General features: G+C 49.3%; 25 protein-coding genes. 17 read left to right on the forward strand and 8 right to left on the reverse strand.

Annotated elements, in window-relative coordinates:
• The first annotated feature begins 59 nt into the window (after positions 1–59).
• The 3 genes from gcvH (at position 60) to gcvPB (ending at position 3,359) form a co-directional block, all read left to right on the forward strand.
• Complete coding sequence (gene gcvH, locus AB1756_03170) at positions 60–455, forward strand: glycine cleavage system protein GcvH (protein MEW5806336.1); 396 nt, start codon at positions 60–62, stop codon at positions 453–455.
• Positions 452–1,798 (forward strand): aminomethyl-transferring glycine dehydrogenase subunit GcvPA, encoded by a 1,347-nt coding sequence (gene gcvPA, locus AB1756_03175; GenBank protein ID MEW5806337.1) that lies wholly within the window; start codon positions 452–454, stop codon positions 1,796–1,798. Before gcvH ends, gcvPA begins: the two co-directional genes overlap by 4 nt.
• Positions 1,799–1,886: 88 nt before the next feature.
• A complete protein-coding gene (gene gcvPB / locus AB1756_03180; protein ID MEW5806338.1) occupies positions 1,887–3,359 on the forward strand; it encodes an aminomethyl-transferring glycine dehydrogenase subunit GcvPB in 1,473 nt (490 codons plus the stop codon).
• 43 nt (positions 3,360–3,402) lie between these two features.
• On the opposite strand, the gene AB1756_03185 is transcribed toward gcvPB, so the two are convergent.
• Positions 3,403–4,023 carry a Maf family protein gene (locus AB1756_03185; GenBank protein ID MEW5806339.1) on the reverse strand — a complete coding sequence of 207 codons (621 nt, stop codon included), beginning with the start codon at positions 4,021–4,023 and terminating at the stop codon, positions 3,403–3,405.
• Between the two features lie 103 nt (positions 4,024–4,126).
• On the opposite strand from AB1756_03185, the gene AB1756_03190 reads away from it, so the two are divergent.
• The 3 genes from AB1756_03190 to ruvX all read left to right on the forward strand — a co-directional run bounded on the left by AB1756_03190 (position 4,127) and on the right by ruvX (position 6,143).
• Entirely contained in the window at positions 4,127–4,408 is a 282-nt protein-coding gene (locus AB1756_03190; protein ID MEW5806340.1) for a hypothetical protein, read from the forward strand.
• A 159-nt stretch (positions 4,409–4,567) separates the two neighbouring features.
• Positions 4,568–5,620 (forward strand): multiheme c-type cytochrome, encoded by a 1,053-nt coding sequence (locus tag AB1756_03195; protein MEW5806341.1) that lies wholly within the window; start codon positions 4,568–4,570, stop codon positions 5,618–5,620.
• A gap of 94 nt (positions 5,621–5,714) precedes the next feature.
• Complete coding sequence (gene ruvX / locus AB1756_03200) at positions 5,715–6,143, forward strand: Holliday junction resolvase RuvX (GenBank protein ID MEW5806342.1); 429 nt, start codon at positions 5,715–5,717, stop codon at positions 6,141–6,143.
• On the opposite strand, the gene AB1756_03205 is transcribed toward ruvX, so the two are convergent.
• A complete protein-coding gene (locus AB1756_03205) occupies positions 6,128–6,346 on the reverse strand; it encodes a hypothetical protein (protein MEW5806343.1) in 219 nt (72 codons plus the stop codon). The two genes, ruvX and AB1756_03205, sit on opposite strands and share 16 nt — an antisense overlap.
• A 380-nt stretch (positions 6,347–6,726) precedes the next feature.
• Between AB1756_03205 and AB1756_03210 the strand changes: the two genes are divergently transcribed.
• Positions 6,727–7,032, forward strand: a complete 306-nt coding sequence (locus AB1756_03210; protein MEW5806344.1) for a DciA family protein — start codon at positions 6,727–6,729, stop codon at positions 7,030–7,032.
• Here AB1756_03210 and AB1756_03215 read toward each other — a convergent pair.
• From AB1756_03215 to AB1756_03225, 3 genes are all read right to left on the reverse strand, one after another.
• A complete protein-coding gene (locus AB1756_03215) occupies positions 7,010–7,630 on the reverse strand; it encodes a DUF5668 domain-containing protein (protein MEW5806345.1) in 621 nt (206 codons plus the stop codon). The two genes, AB1756_03210 and AB1756_03215, sit on opposite strands and share 23 nt — an antisense overlap.
• Positions 7,631–7,693: 63 nt before the next feature.
• Entirely contained in the window at positions 7,694–8,257 is a 564-nt protein-coding gene (locus AB1756_03220) for a zf-HC2 domain-containing protein (protein MEW5806346.1), read from the reverse strand.
• A gap of 12 nt (positions 8,258–8,269) precedes the next feature.
• Complete coding sequence (locus AB1756_03225; GenBank protein MEW5806347.1) at positions 8,270–8,836, reverse strand: RNA polymerase sigma factor; 567 nt, start codon at positions 8,834–8,836, stop codon at positions 8,270–8,272.
• Between the two features lie 175 nt (positions 8,837–9,011).
• Here AB1756_03225 and AB1756_03230 point away from each other — a divergent pair, with 175 nt between their 5' ends.
• The 4 genes from AB1756_03230 to AB1756_03245 are packed head-to-tail and all read left to right on the forward strand — an operon-like array spanning position 9,012 to position 13,557.
• Positions 9,012–9,947, forward strand: coding sequence for an ATP-binding cassette domain-containing protein (locus AB1756_03230; protein ID MEW5806348.1), 936 nt, complete (start codon positions 9,012–9,014; stop codon positions 9,945–9,947).
• Entirely contained in the window at positions 9,944–10,678 is a 735-nt protein-coding gene (locus tag AB1756_03235) for an ABC transporter permease (GenBank protein MEW5806349.1), read from the forward strand. The genes AB1756_03230 and AB1756_03235 overlap by 4 nt, the downstream gene beginning before the upstream one ends.
• 3 nt (positions 10,679–10,681) lie before the next feature.
• A complete protein-coding gene (locus tag AB1756_03240) occupies positions 10,682–12,238 on the forward strand; it encodes a Gldg family protein (protein ID MEW5806350.1) in 1,557 nt (518 codons plus the stop codon).
• Entirely contained in the window at positions 12,235–13,557 is a 1,323-nt protein-coding gene (locus AB1756_03245) for a DUF4340 domain-containing protein (protein ID MEW5806351.1), read from the forward strand. The genes AB1756_03240 and AB1756_03245 overlap by 4 nt, the downstream gene beginning before the upstream one ends.
• Before the next feature lie 56 nt (positions 13,558–13,613).
• Here the strand turns inward: AB1756_03245 and AB1756_03250 are convergent, their stop codons facing one another.
• The 3 genes from AB1756_03250 to AB1756_03260 all read right to left on the reverse strand — a co-directional run bounded on the left by AB1756_03250 (position 13,614) and on the right by AB1756_03260 (position 17,658).
• The gene (locus AB1756_03250; protein ID MEW5806352.1) at positions 13,614–15,089 is read right to left on the reverse strand and encodes a hypothetical protein; all 1,476 of its coding nucleotides are present in this window, start codon (positions 15,087–15,089) and stop codon (positions 13,614–13,616) included.
• Positions 15,090–15,438: 349 nt separating this feature from the next.
• Positions 15,439–16,062, reverse strand: coding sequence for a SagB/ThcOx family dehydrogenase (locus tag AB1756_03255; GenBank protein MEW5806353.1), 624 nt, complete (start codon positions 16,060–16,062; stop codon positions 15,439–15,441).
• A gap of 9 nt (positions 16,063–16,071) precedes the next feature.
• Positions 16,072–17,658: a GWxTD domain-containing protein gene (locus AB1756_03260; protein MEW5806354.1), complete on the reverse strand. Its 1,587-nt coding sequence runs from the start codon at positions 17,656–17,658 to the stop codon at positions 16,072–16,074.
• Positions 17,659–17,746: 88 nt separating this feature from the next.
• Here AB1756_03260 and AB1756_03265 point away from each other — a divergent pair, with 88 nt between their 5' ends.
• The 6 genes from AB1756_03265 to pckA all read left to right on the forward strand — a co-directional run bounded on the left by AB1756_03265 (position 17,747) and on the right by pckA (position 23,728).
• Positions 17,747–18,760 carry a HEAT repeat domain-containing protein gene (locus tag AB1756_03265; protein MEW5806355.1) on the forward strand — a complete coding sequence of 338 codons (1,014 nt, stop codon included), beginning with the start codon at positions 17,747–17,749 and terminating at the stop codon, positions 18,758–18,760.
• A 17-nt stretch (positions 18,761–18,777) separates the two neighbouring features.
• Complete coding sequence (locus AB1756_03270) at positions 18,778–19,227, forward strand: polymer-forming cytoskeletal protein (protein MEW5806356.1); 450 nt, start codon at positions 18,778–18,780, stop codon at positions 19,225–19,227.
• 78 nt (positions 19,228–19,305) lie between these two features.
• On the forward strand, positions 19,306–19,863 hold the full coding sequence (locus tag AB1756_03275; GenBank protein ID MEW5806357.1) for a class I SAM-dependent methyltransferase: 558 nt from the start codon (positions 19,306–19,308) through the stop codon (positions 19,861–19,863).
• 22 nt (positions 19,864–19,885) lie between these two features.
• Positions 19,886–20,644, forward strand: a complete 759-nt coding sequence (locus tag AB1756_03280; GenBank protein ID MEW5806358.1) for an SDR family oxidoreductase — start codon at positions 19,886–19,888, stop codon at positions 20,642–20,644.
• 214 nt (positions 20,645–20,858) lie between these two features.
• On the forward strand, positions 20,859–22,076 hold the full coding sequence (locus tag AB1756_03285; GenBank protein MEW5806359.1) for a pyridoxal phosphate-dependent aminotransferase: 1,218 nt from the start codon (positions 20,859–20,861) through the stop codon (positions 22,074–22,076).
• Positions 22,073–23,728 carry a phosphoenolpyruvate carboxykinase (ATP) gene (gene pckA / locus AB1756_03290; GenBank protein ID MEW5806360.1) on the forward strand — a complete coding sequence of 552 codons (1,656 nt, stop codon included), beginning with the start codon at positions 22,073–22,075 and terminating at the stop codon, positions 23,726–23,728. Before AB1756_03285 ends, pckA begins: the two co-directional genes overlap by 4 nt.
• Positions 23,729–23,829: the final 101 nt, after the last annotated feature.

The following is a 23,829-nucleotide window of genomic DNA, read 5'->3' on the forward strand; positions in this document are numbered from 1 at the left end:
TAAGAAAGAAGAGCGAAAAAGATCATGAAGAAGGGAAAGGGAAGACATTAAAAGGGGAAATGGCGATGAAGCATGAGAGTTATAGGTTTACAGAAGAGCATGAGTGGGTATCTGTGAAGGGTGGAATGGGGATCGTGGGGATCACCGATTATGCCCAGAAACAGCTCGGGGATATAGTATATGTAGAACTCCCCGAAGTCGGAAGGATGGTCGAGAAGGGAAAAGAGATAGGCTCCATCGAATCGGTTAAGGCTGTAGCCGATATTTATTCTCCTGTCACAGGTGAGGTTCTATTGGTGAACGAAGCACTTCAGAGCGCGCCTGATCTTCTGAATAGGGACCCTTACGGTGAAGGTTGGATCGCAAAGATCAGTCTCGCTGATCCCGGTGAGATTTCATCTCTCATGGATCTTACAAGCTATGAGAAGTTTGTTGAAGAGGAAGCGAAGAAATGAGATACCTTCCGTGCAATGAGCAGGATCGTGGTGAGATGCTCAGGAGGATCGGCACCGGCTCCATTGATGATCTCTTTAAGTCCATTCCGGAGAGACTACTGGTCAAGGGGAAGCTGCAGCTTCCAGAGCCGCTTTCCGAGCTGGAGCTTGTGCAATACATGGAGTTTCTTGCCTCTGAAAATAAGACGGTCAAGCAGCTTGTATCGTTTCTTGGCGCCGGTTCCTACAATCATTACATTCCCGCCGCCGTTGATCACCTGATCTCCCGATCTGAATTCTATACCTCCTACACGCCCTATCAGCCCGAGGTGAGCCAGGGAACTCTCCAGGCCATCTTCGAGTACCAGACGATGGCCTGCATGCTGACCGGCATGGATGTCGCCAACGCCTCACTCTATGATGGAGGGACGGCCCTTGCCGAGGGGATACTGATGGCTTCGAGGGTCGCTAACCGAAAGAAGATCCTCGTGTCTAGTCTCATCCATCCGGAATATCTTCGTGTCGTGAGGACGTACATCAATAATCTCGATCTGGATCTCCAGACCGTATCACACGGCATGGATGGAAGGATAGACTTGGACGAGCTGGAAAAGAATATTGACAGAGAAACCTTTGCCATTGCCATACAGAATCCCAACTTCTTTGGATGCATAGAGAAGATCGACAGGGTTGCGAAGATAGCGTCCGACAAGGAGATCCTCCTTATAGTTTCAACGCCGGAAGCTTTTTCCTTTGGGATTCTGAGGAGCCCGGGTGAGCTTGGTGCCGATATAGCCGTAGGAGAAGCTCAGTCGTTCGGCAACCCAATGTCGTTCGGGGGTCCCTACCTTGGTTTCATGGCGGCTAAAGAGAAATTCGTGAGGCAGATGCCGGGGAGACTGGTCGGAGAAACGGTGGATGCCGATGGAAAGAGAGGCTTCGTCCTCACCCTGTCGACGAGGGAACAGCACATCAGACGGGAAAAGGCTACTTCGAACATCTGCACGAACGAAGGGTTATGCGCCCTATCTGCAGCCATCCATATGGCCCTCCTTGGCAGGAAGGGGCTCATGGAGATCGCGCGTCTCAACATGCTCAAGACAGCTTTGGCGAAGCAGATGCTCTCTGAAGTGCCGGGCTGCTATATCCCGTTTTCCGCGCCGGTTTTTAACGAATTCGTTCTTGAACTTCCTGTCGAAGCGGGTGTGATCTCCGATCGGATGCTGGAACATGGATTCATAGCCGGACTTCCTATGAAGCCTTTCTTCCCTGAAATGGAGAACTGCCTTCTATTATGTTTCACGGAGATGAATTCGAAGATTGAGATCGAGCGCTTTAGAGAAATCCTCGAGAGGATCATATAAAACAATAATGGTCTATGAGGAAAGGACTGATAATGTGAAAGTCGCGTAAAAGTTCAGCGAATAATGCGCGATGATAGGATCATATTGGATGGAAGACAGGAGCAAAAAACTAAGGGAAAGAGAGAAGCTGTTATTCGAGATCAGCAGGGAGGGGAAGATCGGCTATTCTCCGCTCAAGGTAGACGTGAAGTGGATCGAACCCGACGTCGAAAAGGAATATCTGAGGGAAGATATCAAGGATTTTCCCGAACTTAGCGAAGCGGAGATCGTAAGGCATTATACAAGGCTTTCGCAGTGGAACTATGGTGTGGACACCGGGTTCTACCCTCTCGGTTCCTGCACGATGAAGTACAATCCTAAGGTTAACGAAAAGCTGGCAAGACTGGATGGATTCGTCACAGTCCATCCTTATCAGCCAGAAAAAACCGTTCAGGGATGCCTGAAGGTAATCTATGAGCTCGAGAGGTTACTCTCCGAAATAACGGGAATGTATAGATTCACTCTTCAACCAGCTGCGGGGGCACATGGGGAGCTTACGGGGATGATGATGATACGGGCCTATCTGACGAAGAGGAAGGATCCGAGAAAGGTGGTCCTCATCCCGGATTCGGCTCACGGGACAAATCCATCCAGCGCTCACATCTGCGGATACAGAGTCGAGGAGGTTAAATCGAATGATGATGGATGCATCGATCTCAAGTCTCTGGAGCAGAAGGTCAGCAAGGATGTCGCCGCTCTAATGCTGACGAATCCCAACACTCTTGGAATCTTTGAAAGGAACATCGAGAAAGTGGCTGAGATCCTCCATAAGGAAGGAGCTTTGCTCTACTGCGATGGTGCAAACCTGAATGCACTCGTAGGGTTGAGCAGGCCCGGCGACTCGGGTGTAGATGTCCTGCATCTCAACCTTCATAAGACATTCTCAACTCCCCACGGAGGAGGCGGACCAGGATCGGGACCCGTTGGAGTGAAGGAGGAACTCGAGCCGATGCTGCCAATCCCTGTTGTGAATTTCAAAGCAGGCAAGTATTCGTTTGACTGCGACAGGTCGGATTCGATCGGAAAGGTACACACCTTTTATGGCAATTTCTCAATCCTCATAAGGGCTTACAGCTATATTCTGTCGCTCGGAGCGGAAGGGCTGAAGGAGATCGCTCGTGCAGCAGTGCTGAACGCCAACTATGTCAGGAAGGGGCTTGAGGATCTATATCATCTTCCGTATAAGACACCAACCCTCCACGAGATCATCTTCTCCGATAAGCATCTCGAGGGAAGCGGAGTCAGAACTCTAGACATAGCCAAGAGGCTTCTCGATTATGGATTTCATCCGCCCACAATCTACTTCCCCCTCATCGTGAAGGGCGCCATTATGATCGAACCAACCGAAAGCGAGAGTAAAGAAGAGCTGGATGGCTTCATCAATGCGATGAGGTCCATCTCGGAGGAGGCTCAAAGGGATCCGGAGCTTCTGAAGAACGCGCCATACTCAACTCCCGTCAGACGGCTTGACGAGGTCCGCGCCGCCAGGAATCCAAGACTCAGATGGACAACTGAGAAGTGACCAGCATTTTCGGAAAAAAGCAACCTGAACTTTCGCGAAAGACTCACATGACGAGTGATAAAGGGTTGATTCCCATCTTTTTCAATAGCTCCATGAGGAGCTCGACCGGAAGGCCAACGATGTTCGTATAGCTTCCACTCACTTTTTCGATGAAGAGCATCCCGAGCTCCTGGATGCCGTAACTGCCTGCTTTGTCCATCGGTTCCCCTGTCGCTACGTACCACGAGATATCTTCATCACTCATCTCTTTAAATTTGACCTTTGACCGGCTCATACCGGTGATGATCCGTTGCGTCTCCGTATCGTAGAGGCAGAGGCCGGAGAGGACTTGATGCCATTTCCCGCTAAGCATGGCCAGCATTCTTGCTGCGTCCTCACTGTCTGCTGGCTTCCCGAGGATCCGCCTGTCGAGTAAAATCACGGTATCGCATCCGACGATGATCGTATCTGCAAGAGGCTCAAGTAAGCCCACCTTCAGCGCCTTCTCTCTGGCTGCCCGTATAACAAAAGAAGCGGCTGTCTCCCCCCTCCTTGGGATCTCACATATGCGGCTCTTCCTGATCGAGAAGCGGATGCCCAGTTCTTTGAGAATCTTCGATCTTCTCCGTGACGAAGACGCCAGGATAATCCGGCGTGCAGCGTTCCTCTTCTTTCCCTGCATCATCGTGAGAAGGATACAATTATTTCTCCATTTTTAAAAGGGGTTCTTGATGTTGCGTGCATTCGATGATCAAAGTATAATTTATAAAAATTAAGGGTTTTGTTAGATGGTAGAAAAGATGAGAAACAAAGCTTTTATATATTGTGGCCTGATATTATCACTGGTCATCGCTGCTTCTTTCTTTCTTTCATCTTTCATTCTGAGCAATGCACAGGAGATACCGCCTCCGAGGAATCCTCTGCGCGAGGGGAAGGCAATCCATATTCAGACGAAAGATGAAGTAGCAAAGCCAGCGGGGGAAGAGCCACTGGTGCCAGCCGGCAGGGAGGCGGACATCACTATCTTTTTCACCGGTGAGGCGATTGGATACATTGAAGAGTGTGGTTGACACAGCAATCCCGCTGGGGGTCTGGCCCGGAGGGCTGGATACGTTACAGAGTACAGGAAGTTATACCCGAAGACGCCGATACTCTGGCTCGATACAGGAAATTATTCCGATAATCCTACTCCTGCAGGAGACGTGAAGACAGAAGCTCTGCTAAATGGAATGAATATTCTTGAATATTCCGCCGTGAATGTGGGGGAGAGGGAACTCTTTCTTGGATACGATGAGTTCAAGAAGAGGATGGAGAAGATTAAATTTCCTCTGGTCACGGCAAATATGGTTATCCAGGGAACGGAAAGATCCATCACCATTCCTTACGTCATCAAGTCCGTCAAATCTCCTTCGGGAAAATCGTATAAGATCGGAATTATCGGGCTAACAAAATTCAATCCGACATTCCAGAAGTCCGGCCCGGAAGGGAAGAACATCTCGACCATCAGTCCCATCGATGCCGCGAAAAAGTATATCCCTGAGATGGTGAGAAAAGCGGATATCACGATCGTACTGGCTGCAATGAGCAAAGACGAGGCGCATCTTCTGGCGAGAGAGGTACCAGGGATCAACCTGATCCTTGCCGGCTACGGGGGAATCCTCACAACGGGAAAGGAGACTGAAGGGACGACAGAGATCATTTACGCGGGGAACCAGGGGAAGAGAATGGCCGAGCTAAGGTTGTACATGAACGGAGATGAGAAAATCGCCGAAGTCATGAAGCATATACATTATCTCAACAAAAAGTATCCGGATGATCCCAAACTCCTCGAGATTGTCAATGAAGCCCTGAAGAAGGTTGCTGAGATCAACAAGCAGCAAAGGCCAAAAGCCGATCAGACATCGACCCAGGCACCCGTTCCAAATTTTGTCACGTCGGAAGGATGCAAGCCATGCCATGGCCCGCAATTCGAAGTCTGGGAAAATTCAAAGCACGCCAGAGCATTTGTGGATATCGCGGAGAAAGGGAAGGGAACGGATCAGGAGTGCCAGCGCTGTCACGTGACAGGCTTTGCCAGGATCAACGGCTTCAAGAATGAAACAGAAAGCGCTAAGCTCCTTAACGTGCAGTGCGAGGCATGCCATGGGGCGGGATCTCTTCATCCCGAGCAGGTAAGGACCGGATATGGAAGAGTGGTCATCTCGACATGTGTTTCATGTCATAGCAAAGAGTGGAGCCCTAACTTTAATTATTACGAATATATGCCCAGAATAAAGCATTGATCCGCACCGGCATTTTCTCGGCCAATGCGCGGGAAGATCCCCTGGAGCAATCCTCTCATAAATGTCTTGACCATCACGATTGAAAGGTTTTTGAATGAGCAGGATCCTGTGCCTGGACATGGGCAGTAAAAATATCGGAATGGCGATCAGCGATGAGATGAAGTCCATTGCTCAGGGACTTCCTACAGTAAGGAGAGATAGAAACCTTCAATGGCTTGAGAAGATCAAGACAATCAGCAAGGAGAACTCTGTTGAGAAGATCCTGCTTGGCTATCCGGTGGATCTGAACGGGGGTGTCGGTAAGAGCGCAAAGGAAGTTGAGATAATTGGAGCGCAGATTAGCGAAGAAACCGGGATGGAGGTCGTTCTCTGGGATGAGCGTTTATCGACCGTTCAGGCGGAAAGAGTTCTCCTGCAGGCCGACCTCGGGAGGAAGAAGAGGAAGATGATCGTCGATAAAGTGGCTTCCGTTATCATCCTTCAGAACTATCTGGACAGTCTGAAGAATCAGTCACTCAAGTAGATCCTGTTGGGGATCTCGGCTCCATGGAAATTGATCTCTCTGCGCCGATTCTGGTCTGTGACCCGATCCTTAATGACTCCGTTCTCATCTATCTCTTCATTCATGAAGCACCTGTTGTGAAATTCGCAGAAGCCGTTCAGGTACTCTTCAAACCAGCATCTTTCGCTGCCGCCGTAGCTGCTCCTGAATTTGCATTTCGCCATCCTTCACCTCGTAAGCGAATGTCAGTTATTTTTATAATTATCGTACAAGCTCCATGCTATTCAAATGGATAATTACAGAAATGGTTATCTCATTACAGGATGGAAATATCTTTGAAAAGATAGATGCGATCAGGTTTTCTTTCTGATTGATTTTCAAGGAGATAGACTTATTGGCCGGCAGAGAATCTGTGGCATGTTTCTGGCAATATCGCATAGGCGGAAAGCTTCCCCAGGCTTTTGATTATGAAGATAATTGCCGGCTCCCCAAAATTCCTCCCTTAAAAACCCTCCCTTCCTTGCCCTTGCCACTATCAAAATAATCAACAAGCCGGCATTTTTTTATTCTTGACCTGAATCAAGCTGCTTCTTAAAATGTGGCCATGGAAGATAGGGACTTCAAAAAGATGTCAGAAATCTCGCGATCGATCGAGAAGCTCATTCACGATCGATCTGCAGCAGAGAATCTCCTCCTGTCAAAGGCATGGAGGAATTCATGTGGCGCCATCATCTATTCCAGGACATCCATCTGGAGCATTGAAAAGGATCTCCTTGTCATCAAGGTAGAGGATGAGAGGTGGAGGAAGGCTCTCAAAGGGATGGAGAAGGAGCTCACATCCAGGTTGAATGAGGCTTTGGGCGAAGAAAAATTCAAGCAGATCAGGTTCATCCTTGCCTCCCCACGCTGACAAAACTCCAGATCATCTGGATACCAATCCCTATGACGAGCAAAGGCCAGAATTTAACCAGCCATGAGAGGTTGAATCCGAAGTTGTGGATCAGAAACAGGAAGCCGATGATCACGATGATTATTCCCCACGCGAGAGATCCCTGGATCTCTTCTTTCTCCGCCCTTTTTCCCTGCTCGCCCATCATTGATCTGTTGAGCCTCTTCGCTTCCTGATTCGTATAGACGAGCTGGAAAGCCCAGAAAGCTATTCCGATCAGCGGTCCAATATCGTTGCCGTTTTCGAAGAGCACGAGGAACCCCACCCATGCGGCGAAGATGGCCATCCCCTTCATGTAAAGACCCAGATAGATAAATCCAAGTCCGGGAATCAGAGAGAGCAGAGTCGCGATGGCAGGAGATTTTCCCGGTTGCTGAGGTTTTGTGGTTGGCTGCCGTTCTCCTGCTCCTTTCTGCAGGAACTGATCGATTGTCTTCCTGACGCACTCCTTGCAGTAGGAACGTTCGTCGAATTCGATGAGACAGGCTTCGCAGAGCGGATGCGAACAGATGTAGCATGTTGCCGTGGAATCCTTATCATAATGGTAAAAACATTTCATGAAAAAACCTCCTATGGATGAGCCTTCTCTCACACATTGTGCAGCGGCTCGTTTCGATCGATCTCAGCCTTTTCCTTTTTTCCCCTTTTTTTCTTCTTTTTCCTCTGTATCCATCTTATCCTTTATCCAATCGACTCCCATGACAAATCCCTTATCGATACTGTTCGGAAAATCTTCCTTGAGATTGGAGATATCTTCCTTCAACTCCTCCGCATGATAGTATATCCGGACCCCGGTGCTGTACGCCTGATGCGTGTACCGGTTGATCCTCTTGACAATACCGTAGGCGTTGAGAATAACACCGACGATGAGGAAGATCATGATGGCTGTTGCGAAAAAGTAGACGGGAGATAGGCGCTGAAGTTCACGTGCAGGGAAGAAAGTCTGCAGGAAATTCCAGCCCGATCGAGCACGGCTGGTCCTCTCAAGAATCTTCCCTTTTAGAAGTTCCGGAGGCTCTATCACGGGAAACTGCCCGCAGCTCTCAACGAGCCATGAGACTTCCTCCACCATCTTCCTGCAGGGATGGCATGAAGCCAAATGCACCCTAACGCCCTCCCTCTCGCCTTGGGAAAGATTGTCTTCCAGGTAATCGCTTAAGATATTTTCGATATCCTGACAGGTCATGGCCAAAACCCCTTACAGAATCCCTTTAAGCTTTTTCGTTTTCTTAAGGATGCCGGCGAGCTCGATGCGCCCCCTGTTGATCCTCGATTTCACGGTCCCTTCCGGGACTTGAAGCGATGCCGCGATCTCCGCATAATTGAAACCCTGGATGTCTCGAAGTATGATGACAGTCCTCATCTCCTCGGAGAGGGACTGAATACCCTTCATGATGATTCCCGCCCGTTCCTTTTCCAGGAGGGAGTTGAAGGGATGATAGGTATAGTCCCTTTGCCGGTCGATGATGCTTCCATCGTCCTTGATCATCTTGTTACGGCTCCTTTCCCTGTAATTATCGATGCAGAAATTTTTTGCCACCCGAATAAGCCATGGAAGGAACGGGGTATCGATATTAAACCTTCTGAGGCCGTTGAACACCTTCAAGAATATCTCCTGTGTGAGGTCTTCCGAATCTTCTATGTTGGATGTGAATTGAAAGACTAGGTTGAATATCCTCTTGCTGTATTTCTCGACAAGCGCTTCCCATGCCTGTGGATCTCCAGTGTGGCACCGTTCGATCAGCACTTTATCATTCGGACCCAAATGCCGTTCCCTTTTCGACTAATTAAAACGACCGACAATCATGAAAAGTTCCTTACGATTATAAATAAATTCTTCTGTTATTAAAACTGAGCAGTTGGCCATCAGGAAATTGACGGAGAAAGATCAATAATGTATTTTATATAATTCACTTTTAATCATGGATTCGTAGAATTCTATGATCGAGATACTTTCTCTGAGAAAGACGTACGGTGAAAAGGTTGCTGTGGATTCCATCTCCTTCAATGTGAAGAAGGGAGAGATCCTTGGCTTCCTTGGTCCCAACGGCGCAGGGAAGACGACGACCATGAGGATGCTCACGGGATTCATTCCTCCCACTTCCGGAACGGCCAGGGTGGCTGGGTACGACATCCTTGAGGATCCGATAGAAGCGAAGAAGAAGATCGGATATCTTCCGGAGACGCCCCCTCTCTACCGCGAGATGGTGGTGAAAAGCTACCTCCATTTCGTCTCCGAGATCCGCGGGATGGAAAAGGGAGCAAGGAAAAAGAGGATCGATGCAATCATCGATATCTGTGGGCTTGGTGATGTCGCTGGAAGGATTATCGGACATCTATCGAAGGGGTACAGGCAAAGAGTGGGTCTGGCCCAGGCTCTTCTCCACGAGCCGGAGGTCATCATCTTGGATGAGCCAACGTCCGGCCTGGATCCAAAACAGATAATCGAAATCAGGAACCTCATAAAGAGCCTCGGCGGAGATAGGACGGTCATCCTGTCAACGCACATTCTTCCCGAAGTCTCAATGGTCTGCCAGAAGGTCATCATCATCAATGAGGGGAAACTCGTCGCTGAAGACTCCATAGAGGGATTGACGAGAAGCCTGCAGGGCTGCGATAGTGTGATTGCCACGATTCATCGCGAAGATAGGATGTTCACCGAGGTTATCCGGAAGTATCCTGGTGTTCTCCGCGTGCATCCTGAGGGGCATAAGGTCTTTCGAATCGATATGGAGAAAGACTCGCATCTCGCGGATCAGATAGCCGAGAGGATAATCGGCGAGGGATTCGGCCTCAGAGAGCTGAAGAGAGTGCCTCCAAATCTGGAGGAAGTGTTTCTCAAGCTCATCACCGAGGAGAAAGAGGTCGAAGCATGAAACAAATTTTCGCAATGATGAGAAGGGAGATCAAAGCATATTTTTCTTCTCCTCTGGCGTATGCAATTATATCCATATTCCTCATCATCTGTTCCGTAGGATTCCTCCAGATGATCATAAGGCACATGATGTCACAGAAGGTCACCATCACGGAAGGAATCGTGGCGCCGATGGCCATTTTCGAAGGCTTCATACTTCTGATCATGCTTCCTGCAGTATCAATGAGGCTGCTCACGGAGGAGAGAAAGTCAGGGACGTCTGAGCTCTTACTTACCTCTCCCTTATCGACTCTTCAGATCGTACTCGGGAAATACCTCGGTTCTCTCTCCATACTGGCCATCATGCTCATTCTGACCTTTCCTTTCCCGGTGATCCTTCTGCTTAAGGGGCAGCCTGAACTCGGACCGATCTTGCTCTCTTATGTGGGAGTCTTTCTGCTGGGAGCCACCTTTCTCTCGATCGGCCTCTTCACCTCTTCATTGACTGAGAATCAGATAATATCCTTCCTGAGCTGCTTCACGATCCTGATCCTCATGTGGCTGGAGGACAGCCTGAGAAGGTTTGGCGGGCTCTTCTTCTCGGAACTCCTGACCGATCTCTCCATTTTTCAGTCGATGACAGATTTTGCGGTGGGAGTGGTCGATACAAAGAACATCATCTTTTTCCTGAGCCTCATCTCGTTCTTTCTCTTCTTGACTCAGAGAGTCATCGATTCCAGCAAGTGGAGGTAGCAGGTGCTGAAGAGATATTCCGGAATCCTGGGGATACTGATTCTTCTTGTCGGCGGGATTCTATATTCCATCTTCCCTGAGCTGCACAGGATCTATCTGCCGGCTTTCATCGTGGGAGGTGTCACAGTCCTCTATTCTGCCATAATCCATAGACAACACATCGCCAGCCTTCTGAAGGGAAGAGCCGTCAAGTACAGCACGAATTCCATAGTCTACATGCTGATTGTATTTTCCATCCTGGCCCTTCTGAATTTCATCTCTTTCAGAAATCATAAGAGAGTCGATATGACGGCCACGGGGCTGCACTCCCTTTCGCCTCAGACCATGACTATCCTGGAGAAGCTGAATGAGCCTGTGCACATCTTTGCCTTCTACACAAAGGAAAACCACCTGCGTGACAAGTTCGAGACGCTCGTCAGGCTCTATCGGTACAATTCCAGTTACATACGGTATGAAATCATAGACCCGGTGGAGAAACCCGGGATCCTCAAGGAAAAAAATATCAATCAGGAGGAACTGGGGAGAAAGATCGACGGAATGGCCCTGGTGGAGAGGGGAGGACGCGAGGTCAGGATCTTCGATGCCAGGGAAGAAGAGCTTACCAATGCGATCATCGAATCGTCACGGGAGACGAAGAAGGTCGTCTACTTTTTGCAGGGTCATGGCGAGAAAGACCTGGAGGCTCGGAACGATAAAGGTCTAAACAGGCTCCTATCGGCTCTGAGGGAAGAGTACTACGACGTTAGAATACTTTACATCTCCCAGGGAGGAAAGATCCCCGATGATTGCACCGTGCTGGTCCTCGCAGGCCCGAGAGAGAAGCTGTTCGATTTGGAACTGGAAGCTCTCGATGGCTATCTGATGAGAGGCGGTCGAATCCTCATAATGATGGATCCGGGAAACGATCCAGGATTATCGACCCTGCTCGCCAAGGTCGGGCTTGTATTCGATAACGGTTACATAGTCGATCCCAGGTTCAATTTCAACGATCAATTAACAATCCGGGTCTTTAACTATTCAGACCATGAGATAACGAAAGGCTGGAACAGAAAGCTCAATACAATCTTTCCGGTAGCCTCTCCTGTGAAGTGGTTCGATGCGAGAGATCCGAGGCTCTTCAACGATAATCTGGTAAAGACAAGCCAATTCAGCTGGGCAGAGCCGGATATCAGTAGAGGAGAGCTAGATCCACGGGGCGATCCACCGGGTCCTTTTGCAATCGTCTCAGTTGCCTTCAAAAAGCTGGAAACCGATGAGATACAGGGGATCAAACTCCAGGAAGGGGAAACAAGAGAATTCAGGGTCATCCTGGTGGGAGATTCCGATTTCATAACGGATGGGTTCATCGAGGTCCAGGCCAATGAAAATCTCATTCTGAACATTATTGGCTGGCTTGCACAGGAGGAGAATCTCGTTTCCATCAGGAGAAAGGCCATCACGGGGCAAGCCATCATGTTCACCCTTCAGGAAAAGAATCTCTTTTTGTATTTTATATTTTCCGTTCCAGTGCTCGTAATAATTTCGGGGATCGTCATCTGGCTGAGGAGAAGAACCCTTTGAGATGGAAGCCGCCTCTCATCGCCACCCTTGTTCTTATCCTGATTGCAGGCTTTGTCTACCTCTACGAGATCAGAGGAAAGAGGGAGAAGGTGAGAGAAGAGAAGGCAGAACACTCTCTCTATCAGTACGATGATGATGGGATAGGGTCAATCGAACTGTGGTGCAGGGGCGAAAGGGTTCGGCTTTCACTACAGGAGGAGGGCTGGAAGATCCTCAAGCCTGTTGATTACCCGGCCGATGGAGAGATCGTTGCCAGGGTAATCTCATCGCTTCGAAAAGCAAGGATTTTGACCTTCATCGAAGAAGCGGAAAAATTGCATCAATATAATCTCTCTCCAGCACCTATCACAATCACTATTACAACTAAATCGGGGCAACGACTGCCATCTCTCTGGATAGGCGATGAGACCCCGTTGAAGGGGGAATATTTCGCCATGCAGGAGGGAAGGAATAAGATTCTCGTCCTATCCAAGGAGATCGCCTTATTTCAGAGCGTCGATCTGTTTGCCCTCAGAGATAAGCGATTGCTTCCCTTTTCCAGATGGGATATATCGGAGTTCAGGATCATAAAAAGAGGGAAAGAGCTGAGATTCAAGAATCGATCGGGTTTATGGGATATGATGGAGCCGATGGAGTTTCCGGCCGATGAAGCAAGGGTTGCTTCGGTACTGAACGCCCTTGAGAGCACGGAGGTAAAGAAATTCATCGATGATGTTTCCTCTCTCTCCAGATATGGCTTGGAAACACCTTCTCTCTCGATATCATACAGAGGAGAGAAAGATTACTGGTACAGAATCGACTTTGGAGATCCGGAAGGCGAGGGATCTCTCCACGTGAAGAGAAACGACAGGGATCCGATTCTCGTTGTGGATGAGAGCTCTTTCGAGCCTGCCGCCGGTGATGCGATGGATTTCATGGAGAGAAAAATATCCAAGAGAAACAGGTACAATGTCAGAGAGTTCATCATCTCTTCCGATGAACTAACGGTGAAGGGGACGATGGGCGGCGATGGCGAGTGGGCCGATCCTGATTCGGGACAGAAGATGGACAAGGGGAGCGTTTACATGCTACTTGCTGCCATTCTTGAGATGAAATACGCAGATTTCATCAAAAGAGATGCAGATTCAGAACGGTGGATCGGATCTAGCAGGCATCTTCTCCAGGTTACCATAAAAGGTGATGGCTTTTCCGAAGAGTTGGCCTGTTCGAAGGACCCTTCGGGAAACGCCTATCTGCTCAATTCTTCGGTGACATCAGTCATCTTTAAGATCTCAATGGAGCAGATCAGATCCATCCAGAAATCACTCCTTCGGTTCTAACAGGCTTGAACCTGGCCGGCCTCCTCCAGGCTGTCGTCAATGTGTAAGAAAGCGAATCAAAATGCCATGGAGGTCACGAAGAGGAAGGCGTCATTATCTTCTCCAAAATACTGTCCATCTTTCTTGTATTCGATGAGCACGTCGAAATCGAGGGGCGTTCTTATGCCGAAACCGATCTCCCTGCGGGAGACATCTCCCCCTTCCCATATCGCGAGGAGGAAAGGAGAAAATTTGCTTGATGGGAAGGGAAGATCGATTCTCATCCCGCCCCTGAGGTTCCAACGCCTCTTTTCTCCAAAGGCGCTATCGATGATGCATCCCGCTCTCGCCATAAAATTGAAAATGGTTCTCTTTTCGTGCGATCCGATGTCCATCCAGAATCCATCATGGATATTCTCTCTGTCCCAGCCTCTGGAAGCGACGCCCAGCTCGAGAACGTTTAGGTAGGTGATGTCGATGTTGGGCTCGGCGAGCTGATGATTGGACCTGTGGTAGAAATAGATCCCATGGACGAGGCCAATCTTCTCTCTCTCAAGGCCCCCCGTCAAGAAATAGTATAGTTCTCCAGTATCCTTTCCTGTCAGAAGAAAAGTATCGATGTCGAAAGATAATCTGAACTCGAATGGCTTCTTGAAGGCAGGGGTCTGGAATTTCAAGCCGAGGCGTCCTTCCTCTCTTCCTTCTCCGGCTCCTGCTGATATGTTCCCATGGATCTCGGGGATATCAAATTTAAAATTGCCATCCGCTATCTTTCGCCTGTAATCGAAGCCAAGGATGAATCCATCGTCACCAATGCCGAGAGGGTTGTTGCTGTTCAGGTAATATATGTATATGGAGGGAATATTGGAAGAGGAGCCGCGGAGAGATATCCGAGGCCCGATCAGCCAGTCATTGGAGGTGTTGAAATCATTGATCAGAGAATCGATCCTAAAGTCCGCCCCATAGACCAGTTTCTCCATGGACAGGAAGTTATATCGGACATCCCCTTTGAATGTGATCTCTCCATCCACTTCCCTGGTCTTGAAGATGCCACCCAATTCACCCCGCCAGGCAAGACCTCTTTCCGATGCAAAATTCCTGTAGTTGCTCGATTCAATTGAGAACCCGAGGAAACGGATGAAGGGAGAGCCTTCATAATCGATTTTCTCCGTTCCCTGCTGGGAGATGAAAGCGGAGACGATGAGTTTCTTCGTCAGGTAATCGCGAGCTCCCACTGTGATTTGGTAGTCGATGTCCTTCACCATGAAGGATAGACCATCCTCGGAGACAGAATGATTGACCAAAAGATTAAGGAAGGCGCTCTTTTCGTTTCTGAAGATAAATGGGAAATCAAAATAATAACTGCCGACGATGTTGATGTCATCGCTGAAGAGATACCCAAAGCTTGCGCCAGAGCTGATGTAAGACGTGGAGTAGGGGAGATCCTTGGGGGAAGTGTGTCCTCTAGGAGTATCCGTATCCTGTGCGGTGAGAAGCGTCCAACAGCAAAGTACAACAATGATCAGCATGCACTTGCCTGCCGCCTTTTGCAAAAATCCCTCCCTTGAAAAATAATCAGCCTAAATATTTACCATAAAATATCTTGCGTAACAAGGAGATTATATGGAGATTGTCGCTGACTCCTATAAAAAATTCTTAAAAAAGTATTTGAAAATTTATTTTGGGTGTAGTATTTTAATAAAGGGAAGAGGTTGTTGCCCTTCCGTATTTACCCTCCATATAGCCCAAGACAAACCTAGGGCAGTAAGTGATGAACGACTTGCGAAGACGCCAAACTTCGCGGAGCAAACTTTAGCAACAACCTCTTACCCAGTTTTTTTGTTTGCCTCCAGGGCTTCCCCGCAGAAATAGGTAGATTCTGCTACATAATCTTCTGAATATTTAATATTGTCTGATAGGGTATCCGACCGGCATGATATAAAGCGGAGTCTCTTGACCAGGAAGTGAAAGGACTTTTGCCACTTGATTATCTCGAAAAGCTCCAACGGCTACAGTTCCCAGACCCAGAGAAGTCGCTTCGAGATAGATGTTCTGGGCAGAATGCCCCAGATCGATCAGAACGTATCGTGCCCCTCTATCCCCGTAGATGCTAATCGTCCGATTAAAATCTGCGGAAATGGCGATAGACAGGGGGGCATCCGCTATGAAATTCTGTCCGAGCGCAGCGGCAGCCAGCTCACGCCTTGCATCTCCTTCTCTGTGCTTGCTTATAGCATGGTCTTGAGGCATGTAGACATAGATTCCTTCGGAAATACCTTCCACGCTATTTTTTCCAATGACAGCATAGACTGTCAGGGGATAGCAGGCCCCAGCAGAAGGAGCAGTTCTTCCTTCCGACTTTAAATCTCTGCTGCCATAGGCGGCCCAGAGGAGGCATCCCAGGTCGTCATAGGAAATCATATCCTTGCTGAAACTCCTCACGCTCATCCTCTTCCTGAGAGCCTCCTCGACGCTCATTTTCCCATTGTAGAGCTCTTTATGGAATCTGTAAGCGGGTTTCTTCATCTCAATCGCTCATTCGATGGTGAAGACAATATCACTCGAAGTTGTTTCATTCGTTCTCTCATCGCCGAGAGAAACACTAAATCTGTAATCTCCCGGCGGCCAGTTTAGTGTTTCCGTTGACCACCCTTTATTGATGATCACGGGGAGTGTGTCAACAGTCTGACTTATCGTGATGGGTATCGGCTTTGCCGCCGGAAGAAATTCACCCTTCGTGTTCTTCTTAAAGAATTGGTAGTTTCCTTTCAAAAGGATCTCTTTAGGTCCGGCTTCCGGCACTGCCTGTTCCGGAGCCATTGATAAGGCAATCTGAAAAAAGACCCCGAACGTATCCCCCTTTTTCAATGTATGATCCATTCGAGGGATAACGAGGAAATCCCCGAAATGGAAAGGTTCCATCTGATCAGAATCTGAACCAGCATCCTTCTGTTCCATATGCCGGATCAGGGTGAGGCTGCTCAGAGAAAGATCCTTCCCCCGAAAAGAGGGAACTTCAATGAAGTCGTTGTAGCTTCCGATGAATTCGCTTTTGCTATCGAATGCCCCGATCAGGAGTTTGTACTTCCCGGGGGAGAGATACGTCTTCAACTGATAATAGAGAAAGTCGTCCTCAGGATTGTCGTTGGAGGCTGCCGGCATGAAGGAACCTTCAGGGAAACTGTAGGAGATGACATCACTGGAAGCGCCGATGAGCTTTGCCACCAGGGATATCCTGGACGGTTCGGACGGATTCAGGCGGGATCCGGGGAGATCCCCTTTCTTGATAACGAGCGTCAGGGAGCCAAGCGTCTGCTCCTCTGGCTCACATGGATAATAGGCTTGGATCGTCTTCATCGGTATGGCGTTGAAATATTCTTTGTCCGTTATGATCTCCGCGAAGATTTCCTCTTCAGGAGGAAGTTCCTGAAGTTCTCCGAGATCGAGCGTCACGGAAAGCTCGGAGATTGAGGTCTGCTTGAATTCAGGTGCCACTTTATCTATACCAGAACGGAGTGGGGTTCCTACTCTGCTATAAAAAACAGAATTTAGATAGGGGTCGTAAGAAAGACGGAATTCTCCTCCCTCGTCCCGGTAAAATGCAACGACAATGATCGGTTCCAGGTCGATCCTTTCCAGACCTTGATAGGTCCAACGGATGATCCCCCGGATCTCGCCGGTCGCGGGAGAGCCGATGCCAGAAACGTTTTGATCTTCTTCGATCTCCTGCGGAGGACCCATTATGATATAGACCTTTCCTCTGTCCGTCTTCCAACCAGGCTTAGTCGATTCCGAGAAGAGGAAATTTGCATCGATTACCCTCTGCCAGAAAGAATACCGGAATTCGTTGGCGAGTGTTCCGGGGCTCGGGTCCCTTTTGCTCCAGAACCTGTTTATGAAGGCAGCCCTTTCCTCATCGCTTTTCAAGGACCTGAAGCTCTTTTCTTCGCCCTTCGTAATGATGTACCTGACCGGACCCTCACACCATTCCCTGAGCGCGCCGCTTTTCTTCCCGGTTTTTGTTATCTCTGATTTTTTCTCTCCGTGGAGTGCGTCTAGCGGCATCAGCAAGAGAATTGCCGAAAGGAAAAAAAGGATCAATATTCTTAATTGATGTTTCATTTAAGCCTCTTTAAATGCTACCACTGTATTTTGACATTGTCCATTTGTGCGTTATAATGCAGAAAAAACAATAGGGAGAAGTGGAAGAATGAAGAGAGGAATAGCAGTTGCGGGCGCCGGTATCTTTTTAGTTCTGATGCTGGTCACAGGATGTGGAGGGGGAAGAGAAGTCAAGTACAGGGAACTCTGGAGCGATAATGAGGATGTTAGACTCCAGACCATCGCAGATCTCGGAAAACAGAAAAAATTGGATGCAGTACCCGATTTGATCAAGCTTCTCGAAGACAACGAAGAGGTGATAAGGGTCGAGGCTATCCGCTCCCTTGGAAAGATTGGAGACCCATCGGCCATCAGAGCCTTTCAGAGGCTCCTCAACGATAATCTCGATTCCATAAGGATCGCTGTTGCCATGGCTTTAGGCGATATCAAGACCCGAGAGTGTACTCCCCTGCTGGGACAGCTCATGAAAGACCGTGACGAAACAGTGAGGAACCTGGCCGGCGATTCACTTCTGAAGATCGATGACCCCTCCGTAATTCCGCTTTTCGTCAGGATTGCCATCTATGACGAAAGCGAGGATGTAAGGGATCAGACAATCAGATTCTTGGCCGCCAGAGGAGTGAAGGAGGCGATCCCTCTCATAGAAAATGCGGTGCTGAGCGAGACCGATAAGGCGAGGGCTCATGCTGCCTTTGTCCTAGGCAGGCTTGGAGACTCCTCTTCCGTGCCGACCCTCATAAAGGCTCTCGAAGATCCCTTCCCGGGAGTGAGAGCAATGGCAGCTCTCGGATTGAGTAATGTCAAGGATAGCTCCTGCGTGCCGGCTCTGAAGAAACTGGCTGGAACGGAACAGGACGAGCTGGTCCTGGTGGAGGTGAGCTGGTCTCTTGCAAGGTTCGGGGACGATGCTTCGAAAGAGGTGCTGAGAAAGTACCTCATCCAGGGACAGGCAGTCGAGACGAGGGGAGAAGCAGCAAAAGCTCTAGGAGATGTTGGAGACACTTCGTCCATACCGCTCCTCAAAAAAGCCATGAAAGACCGCAGCGGTCTCGTCAGAGAAGAGGCACGAAAGGCGCTTGAAAAGCTTGAGAAAGCAGCATAGCTTTAAAGGAGGATGACATGTGGAACAAGAAAGAAGTTGATGATAAGAAGGTACAGGAGGCCCCATTCAGGGATCCATCACTCTCCACAACAATATCTAAGTCTCCAGGGCGGCTCGGTTACATCGGTCAATCCATAATCATCAGGGGAGAACTCTCCGGCAATGAAGACCTCACCGTGGATGGAAATGTTGAGGGGAAGATCGATCTCAAGGATCATCATCTGACAATCGGAGGATCCGGGAAAGTCACGGCTGAAATCTTTGCCAAGAGTGTGACCATCACAGGGGAAGTCTCAGGCAACGTCAGAGCCGATGACAGAGTAGAGATCACAAACACTGGACGGGTTAATGGAGACATCATCGCTCCCAGAGTGAGCATCGCCGATGGGGCACATTTCAAAGGTTCGGTGGACATGGATGGAGAGGGGCGATGGGAGAACCTGGAATCGAACAGGACGGCAGAGTAGAGAATCCTGCTGAAAAAGGAAGTGGTAATCTCCTGAAACAAATTCCCTCCTCGTCTGGCATATTCTGAAACAGTCGAGATGCGTGCCTCAAGAAATCTACCAGAACAACTCTGGATCGAGAACAAGAGCACCGGTTTGAGCCTTTTCCTGGCAAGAATCCTCAAGGCATTAAAGCCGGTTGTTCTTGATGCCGGCCTGCTGAGCGGTCCAAACATTCAGTTCTTAAGCTCCCTTGGCTGCAAGGTCTATGCGGATGATATCCTGGAATCAACCTTCACAGGTGCACTCGATTATGATCAGGAGCTGTTCGATGGCATAATGCTCTGGGAGGCAATGGACAGGATCGATCATTCACAGGCCGAGAGATTTTTGGAAGAGATTGAGAGGATACTGAAAGCAGGAGGAGTGGCGTTCATGATAACATCATCGCAAAATAAGATTAAGCCAGAAGGAGCACGGAAGTTCAGGATCAGGCAGAAAAACGTTTTCGAGCATTCTTCATGCAGCGAAATGCTTATCAAGAAGCATTACTACACGAACAGGGATCTCATGAAGCTTTTTGAGAGATTCAAGATTCTCTGCTTCAATCTCCTGAAGACCGGGGAAAGAGAGATAGTCATCGAAAAAACAAAATAGTTCATTTTCCTGAGAGGCAAGAATGAATCTTTCGAACAAGGTAGTTCTTGTAACGGGAGCCTCTAGTGGGATCGGTAGAGCCATCGCGCGAGCATTCTCGGAATGTGGGGCCCGGGTAATCGTCCATTATCGCGGGGACAGACAGAAAGCGGAGGAAACGCTGGCATCCATGGCCGGCGGCCAGCATCTTATCGCGCAGGCGGACCTGATAGATCCGGAGGATGTAAAGAGGTTGATCGATATGGTAGTCCGCGAGGCGGGGAGGATTGACGTCCTGGTCAACAATGCAGGTGTCTACGATCGTCATCCCATATCCAGGATCGGCTATCAGGAATGGCAGGAAGCCTGGAATCTAACCATCGGAACGAATCTCCTCGGTCCCGCCAATCTCACCTTCTGTGCCGTGGAGCATATGATAAAGCAGATGAGTGGTCGCATCGTGAACATCTCCTCGCGCGGGGCTTTTCGCGGAGAACCGCTTGCTCCAGCCTACGGGGCGAGCAAGGCAGGACTCAATGCTATGAGTCAATCCCTGGCCAAGGCTCTGGCTCCTCACAACGTCTTTGTTTTCGTCGTTGCACCTGGATTCGTGGAAACGGAAAGAGTCGCGCGCATCCTTGCCAGCGAGGAAGGAGAGGCAATACGCCGCGAGAATCCCTTCGGACGGGTGGCAAAGCCAGAAGAGGTTGCAAGAGTGGTTATCTTTCTGGCTTCCGATGCACCAGACTACATGACCGGTTCCATCATTGACCTGAACGGCGCCTCCTATCTGCGAACATGAAATGACTCATATCGCTGGCAAGGCAAAAAATCGTGCAAAAATACTTGTGAAAAAGGTTACTTGCTAAAAGGCGGTATAGAAGCTAAAATAAGCGGAACTATGTTGGAAGCAGGACCAATCATAGTGCCCAAGGCTTTCTTGAAACGCATCGGAACTCTGGCTATCATCTGAAGTCAGATCAATAAAGTAGGCGTCTAAACTTGAGGGATGAGATATGAGTATAAGTCAAATTGCACGAACCATCAGAACATCGGCCACTCTCAAGTTGAATGAAAAGGCGGCCATCCTTCGTGATAAAGGAGACCCTGTCATTCATCTTGGTGCGGGAGAGCCGAAGAGCAAGGCTCCTATGGATGCCATCATAGCCGCTGCGGGAAACCTCAACACTGGAGAGGTCCGATACACGCCTGCCGATGGGATTCCAGCTCTGAAACAGGCGATCATTCGATACACAGAAGAGAATTACAATCGCCTCGTGGAGCCGGAGAACATCATCGCGTCCCAGGGAGCAAAACAGTCTATCATGGTGGCCCTTCAGGCGATCCTGAATCCACAGGAAGAAGTTATGTTTCCGGCGCCCTATTGGGTGAGCTATCCTGAGATGGCCAAATTGATCGGAGCGATCCCGGTTCCTGTCTATTCGGAGGACGGAACGTTCTACCCGAGGCTAAAGGACATCGAACAGAAGGTTGGTTCCTACACGAAGGTCGTCATCATCAACAGCCCTAACAATCCAACAGGGGCCATGTACTCGGAAGAGTTCATCGCCGAGATCGTGGAGTTCTGTGAGAAGCGTAATCTCTATCTCATTATGGATGATATATATCACAGGTTGATCTTCGACAATCGAAAACCGATCAACTGTTACAAATATGCCAAGAACCTGGGTGAGAGCTCTAAGCTCATAGTTGTGAATGGAGTTTCAAAACAATACGCCATGACAGGTTTCAGAATCGGCTGGGCTGTTGCCAACAAGAACCTGATCGAGGTCATGACTAACATCCAAGGGCATCAGACATCGGGACCATCCGTTGTGCTCCAGAAGGCGGCAGTGGGAGCGCTCATGGGAGTGCAGTCAAGCGTTGAGAGTTTGAAGGTCACACTCGAGAACAATCGCAACGTCATGATGGAACACCTTAATTCTTTCAATGGAGTCAAGGTCACGAAGCCCGATGGAACTTTTTACTGTTTCGCGGACTTCCGCTCTTATGGGATGGATTCCACCAAACTGGCGGAATTTCTCCTGAGCAAGGTCCTCGTTGCCGTCGTCCCGGGAGTGGAGTTCGGCATGGAAGGATTCTTGAGGTTGAGCTTCTGCGGCTCCATAAAGGAGATCACCGAAGGGATCGAAAGGATAAAGTGGGCTCTGGATCTAAATTCTCCTAATGAACTCTATATAGGTAATCGCAAGTTAGTGAGGGATTGGTCATGAGCAAATACTTGGAATTCGATACGCCGGCGACTAAACAGGCAAAGGAACTGGCTTCAGATTATGGCCTGGAGAACCACGGACTGATCCATCTGGAGAGGATCTTCTGGAACCTTCCAGCTCCGGCTCTCTACGAAGAGATCGTATTCCGCAATGAGGGGCATGTCATGCATGAAGGCCCCGTCCTCGTCCATACCGGAAAGCACACGGCCAGAGCGGCTGCCGATAAGTTCGTCGTCCTTGAAGAAAGTTCGGAGAGCGAGATCTGGTGGGGGCAGTACAACCGCCCGTTCAGCAACGAGAAATTCAACGCCCTCCTGGCGCGCGTCCATGCCTTCGCCCAGGATGAGGAGTTCTTCGTCCAGGACTGCTATGCGGGTGCCGATCCCGACTACAGAATGAAGATCCGCATCATCACGGAAAAGGCATGGCACAGTCTCTTCTCCCGCAACATGTTCATCACGACAAGCAATCAGGACGAACTCAAACGACACGTCCCTGAATTCACAATCATTGCAGTTCCCGGTTTCAAGGTGAGCCCGATAATCGATGGCACCAGGACGGAGACAGCCATCATCATCAACTTCGCCCAGCGGCTTGCCATCATCGCGAATACACTGTATGGCGGAGAGATCAAAAAGACGATTTTTACGCTGTTAAACTACCTGCTGCCGTTCAACGATGTCCTGCCTATGCACTGCTCCGCAAATGTGGGAACAAGAGGGGACGTCGCGCTATTCTTCGGACTTAGCGGCACGGGCAAGACGACTCTTTCCGCGGATCCAAGGAGGAGACTCATCGGCGATGACGAGCATGGCTGGAGCGCAAACGGCGTCTTTAACTTCGAGGCTGGTTGCTATGCCAAGGTCATCCGCCTCTCAGCCGAGCATGAGCCTCAGATATACGCAGCGATCAAACGGTTTGGTTCCATCCTGGAGAACGTCGTCTACGATCCGGTGACGCGAAGAATCGATCTGGATGACGACATCATCACCGAGAACACGCGCGCCTCTTACCCGCTGGAATTTATCCCGAACGTAGTTCCGGAGAAGATGGTTCGCACACATCCCAAGAATATTATCTTTCTTACCTGCGATGCTTCAGGCGTCATGCCTCCCATTGCCAGGCTGACGTCAGAGCAGACTCAGTATCACTTCATCAGTGGTTACACCTCGAAGATTGCGGGAACCGAAATCGGGCTCGGCATCGAGCCTGAGATCACATTCAGCGCCTGTTTTGGCGCCCCCTTCATGGTCAAGCATCCCTTCGAATACGCTGCCATGCTTAAACAGCGTATGATCCAGCACGGAGCGAAATGCTGGCTGGTCAACACCGGCTGGGTCGGTGGAAAGTTCGGGGTTGGGAAGAGAATCAGTATTCGCCATACGAGAAACCTTCTCAATGCAGCTCTTGAAGGGAAACTTGATGGCGTGAAGTACAGAAAGGACAAGCTCTTCGGCTTTGAGGTTCCACTGACATGCCCGGATGTGCCCGACGATGTGCTCGAACCAGCGAATTCCTGGGGAGATAAGAACGAGTACTGGAAGAAATACGATGCTCTTGCAGCTCGATTCATCGAGAACTTTAAGCTCTTTGCAAGCGGCTGCCCTCAGGAAGTCATCGATGCAGGGCCAAAAAGATATTCCAAAGCATAAAGATTTCATTTTTATCTTATAATAAGAAAGATCTTATGGGTTGTCTTTTGACCTGAATGGGCTTCGTTTTTGGGATGGAGCTTCTTTTGATATGCAAAGGA

Source organism: Acidobacteriota bacterium (assembly GCA_040752675.1).
GTDB lineage: Bacteria > Acidobacteriota > Polarisedimenticolia > JBFMGF01 > JBFMGF01 > JBFMGF01.

Coding starts and splice junctions, on each gene's coding strand:
- AB1756_03285 (MEW5806359.1), top strand. CDS start 20,859: ATGAGTATAAGTCAAATTGCACGAACCATCAGAACATCGGCCACTCTC.
- AB1756_03280 (MEW5806358.1), top strand. CDS start 19,886: ATGAATCTTTCGAACAAGGTAGTTCTTGTAACGGGAGCCTCTAGTGGG.
- AB1756_03190 (MEW5806340.1), top strand. CDS start 4,127: ATGGTAGAAAAGATGAGAAACAAAGCTTTTATATATTGTGGCCTGATA.
- gcvPB (MEW5806338.1), top strand. CDS start 1,887: ATGGAAGACAGGAGCAAAAAACTAAGGGAAAGAGAGAAGCTGTTATTC.
- AB1756_03185 (MEW5806339.1), bottom strand. CDS start 4,023: ATGATGCAGGGAAAGAAGAGGAACGCTGCACGCCGGATTATCCTGGCG.
- AB1756_03215 (MEW5806345.1), bottom strand. CDS start 7,630: ATGAAATGTTTTTACCATTATGATAAGGATTCCACGGCAACATGCTAC.
- ruvX (MEW5806342.1), top strand. CDS start 5,715: ATGAGCAGGATCCTGTGCCTGGACATGGGCAGTAAAAATATCGGAATG.
- AB1756_03230 (MEW5806348.1), top strand. CDS start 9,012: ATGATCGAGATACTTTCTCTGAGAAAGACGTACGGTGAAAAGGTTGCT.
- AB1756_03265 (MEW5806355.1), top strand. CDS start 17,747: ATGAAGAGAGGAATAGCAGTTGCGGGCGCCGGTATCTTTTTAGTTCTG.
- pckA (MEW5806360.1), top strand. CDS start 22,073: ATGAGCAAATACTTGGAATTCGATACGCCGGCGACTAAACAGGCAAAG.
- AB1756_03235 (MEW5806349.1), top strand. CDS start 9,944: ATGAAACAAATTTTCGCAATGATGAGAAGGGAGATCAAAGCATATTTT.
- AB1756_03205 (MEW5806343.1), bottom strand. CDS start 6,346: ATGGCGAAATGCAAATTCAGGAGCAGCTACGGCGGCAGCGAAAGATGC.
- AB1756_03220 (MEW5806346.1), bottom strand. CDS start 8,257: ATGACCTGTCAGGATATCGAAAATATCTTAAGCGATTACCTGGAAGAC.
- gcvH (MEW5806336.1), top strand. CDS start 60: ATGGCGATGAAGCATGAGAGTTATAGGTTTACAGAAGAGCATGAGTGG.
- AB1756_03195 (MEW5806341.1), top strand. CDS start 4,568: ATGAATATTCTTGAATATTCCGCCGTGAATGTGGGGGAGAGGGAACTC.
- AB1756_03270 (MEW5806356.1), top strand. CDS start 18,778: ATGTGGAACAAGAAAGAAGTTGATGATAAGAAGGTACAGGAGGCCCCA.
- AB1756_03275 (MEW5806357.1), top strand. CDS start 19,306: ATGCGTGCCTCAAGAAATCTACCAGAACAACTCTGGATCGAGAACAAG.
- AB1756_03260 (MEW5806354.1), bottom strand. CDS start 17,658: ATGAAACATCAATTAAGAATATTGATCCTTTTTTTCCTTTCGGCAATT.
- AB1756_03255 (MEW5806353.1), bottom strand. CDS start 16,062: ATGAAGAAACCCGCTTACAGATTCCATAAAGAGCTCTACAATGGGAAA.
- gcvPA (MEW5806337.1), top strand. CDS start 452: ATGAGATACCTTCCGTGCAATGAGCAGGATCGTGGTGAGATGCTCAGG.
- AB1756_03210 (MEW5806344.1), top strand. CDS start 6,727: ATGGAAGATAGGGACTTCAAAAAGATGTCAGAAATCTCGCGATCGATC.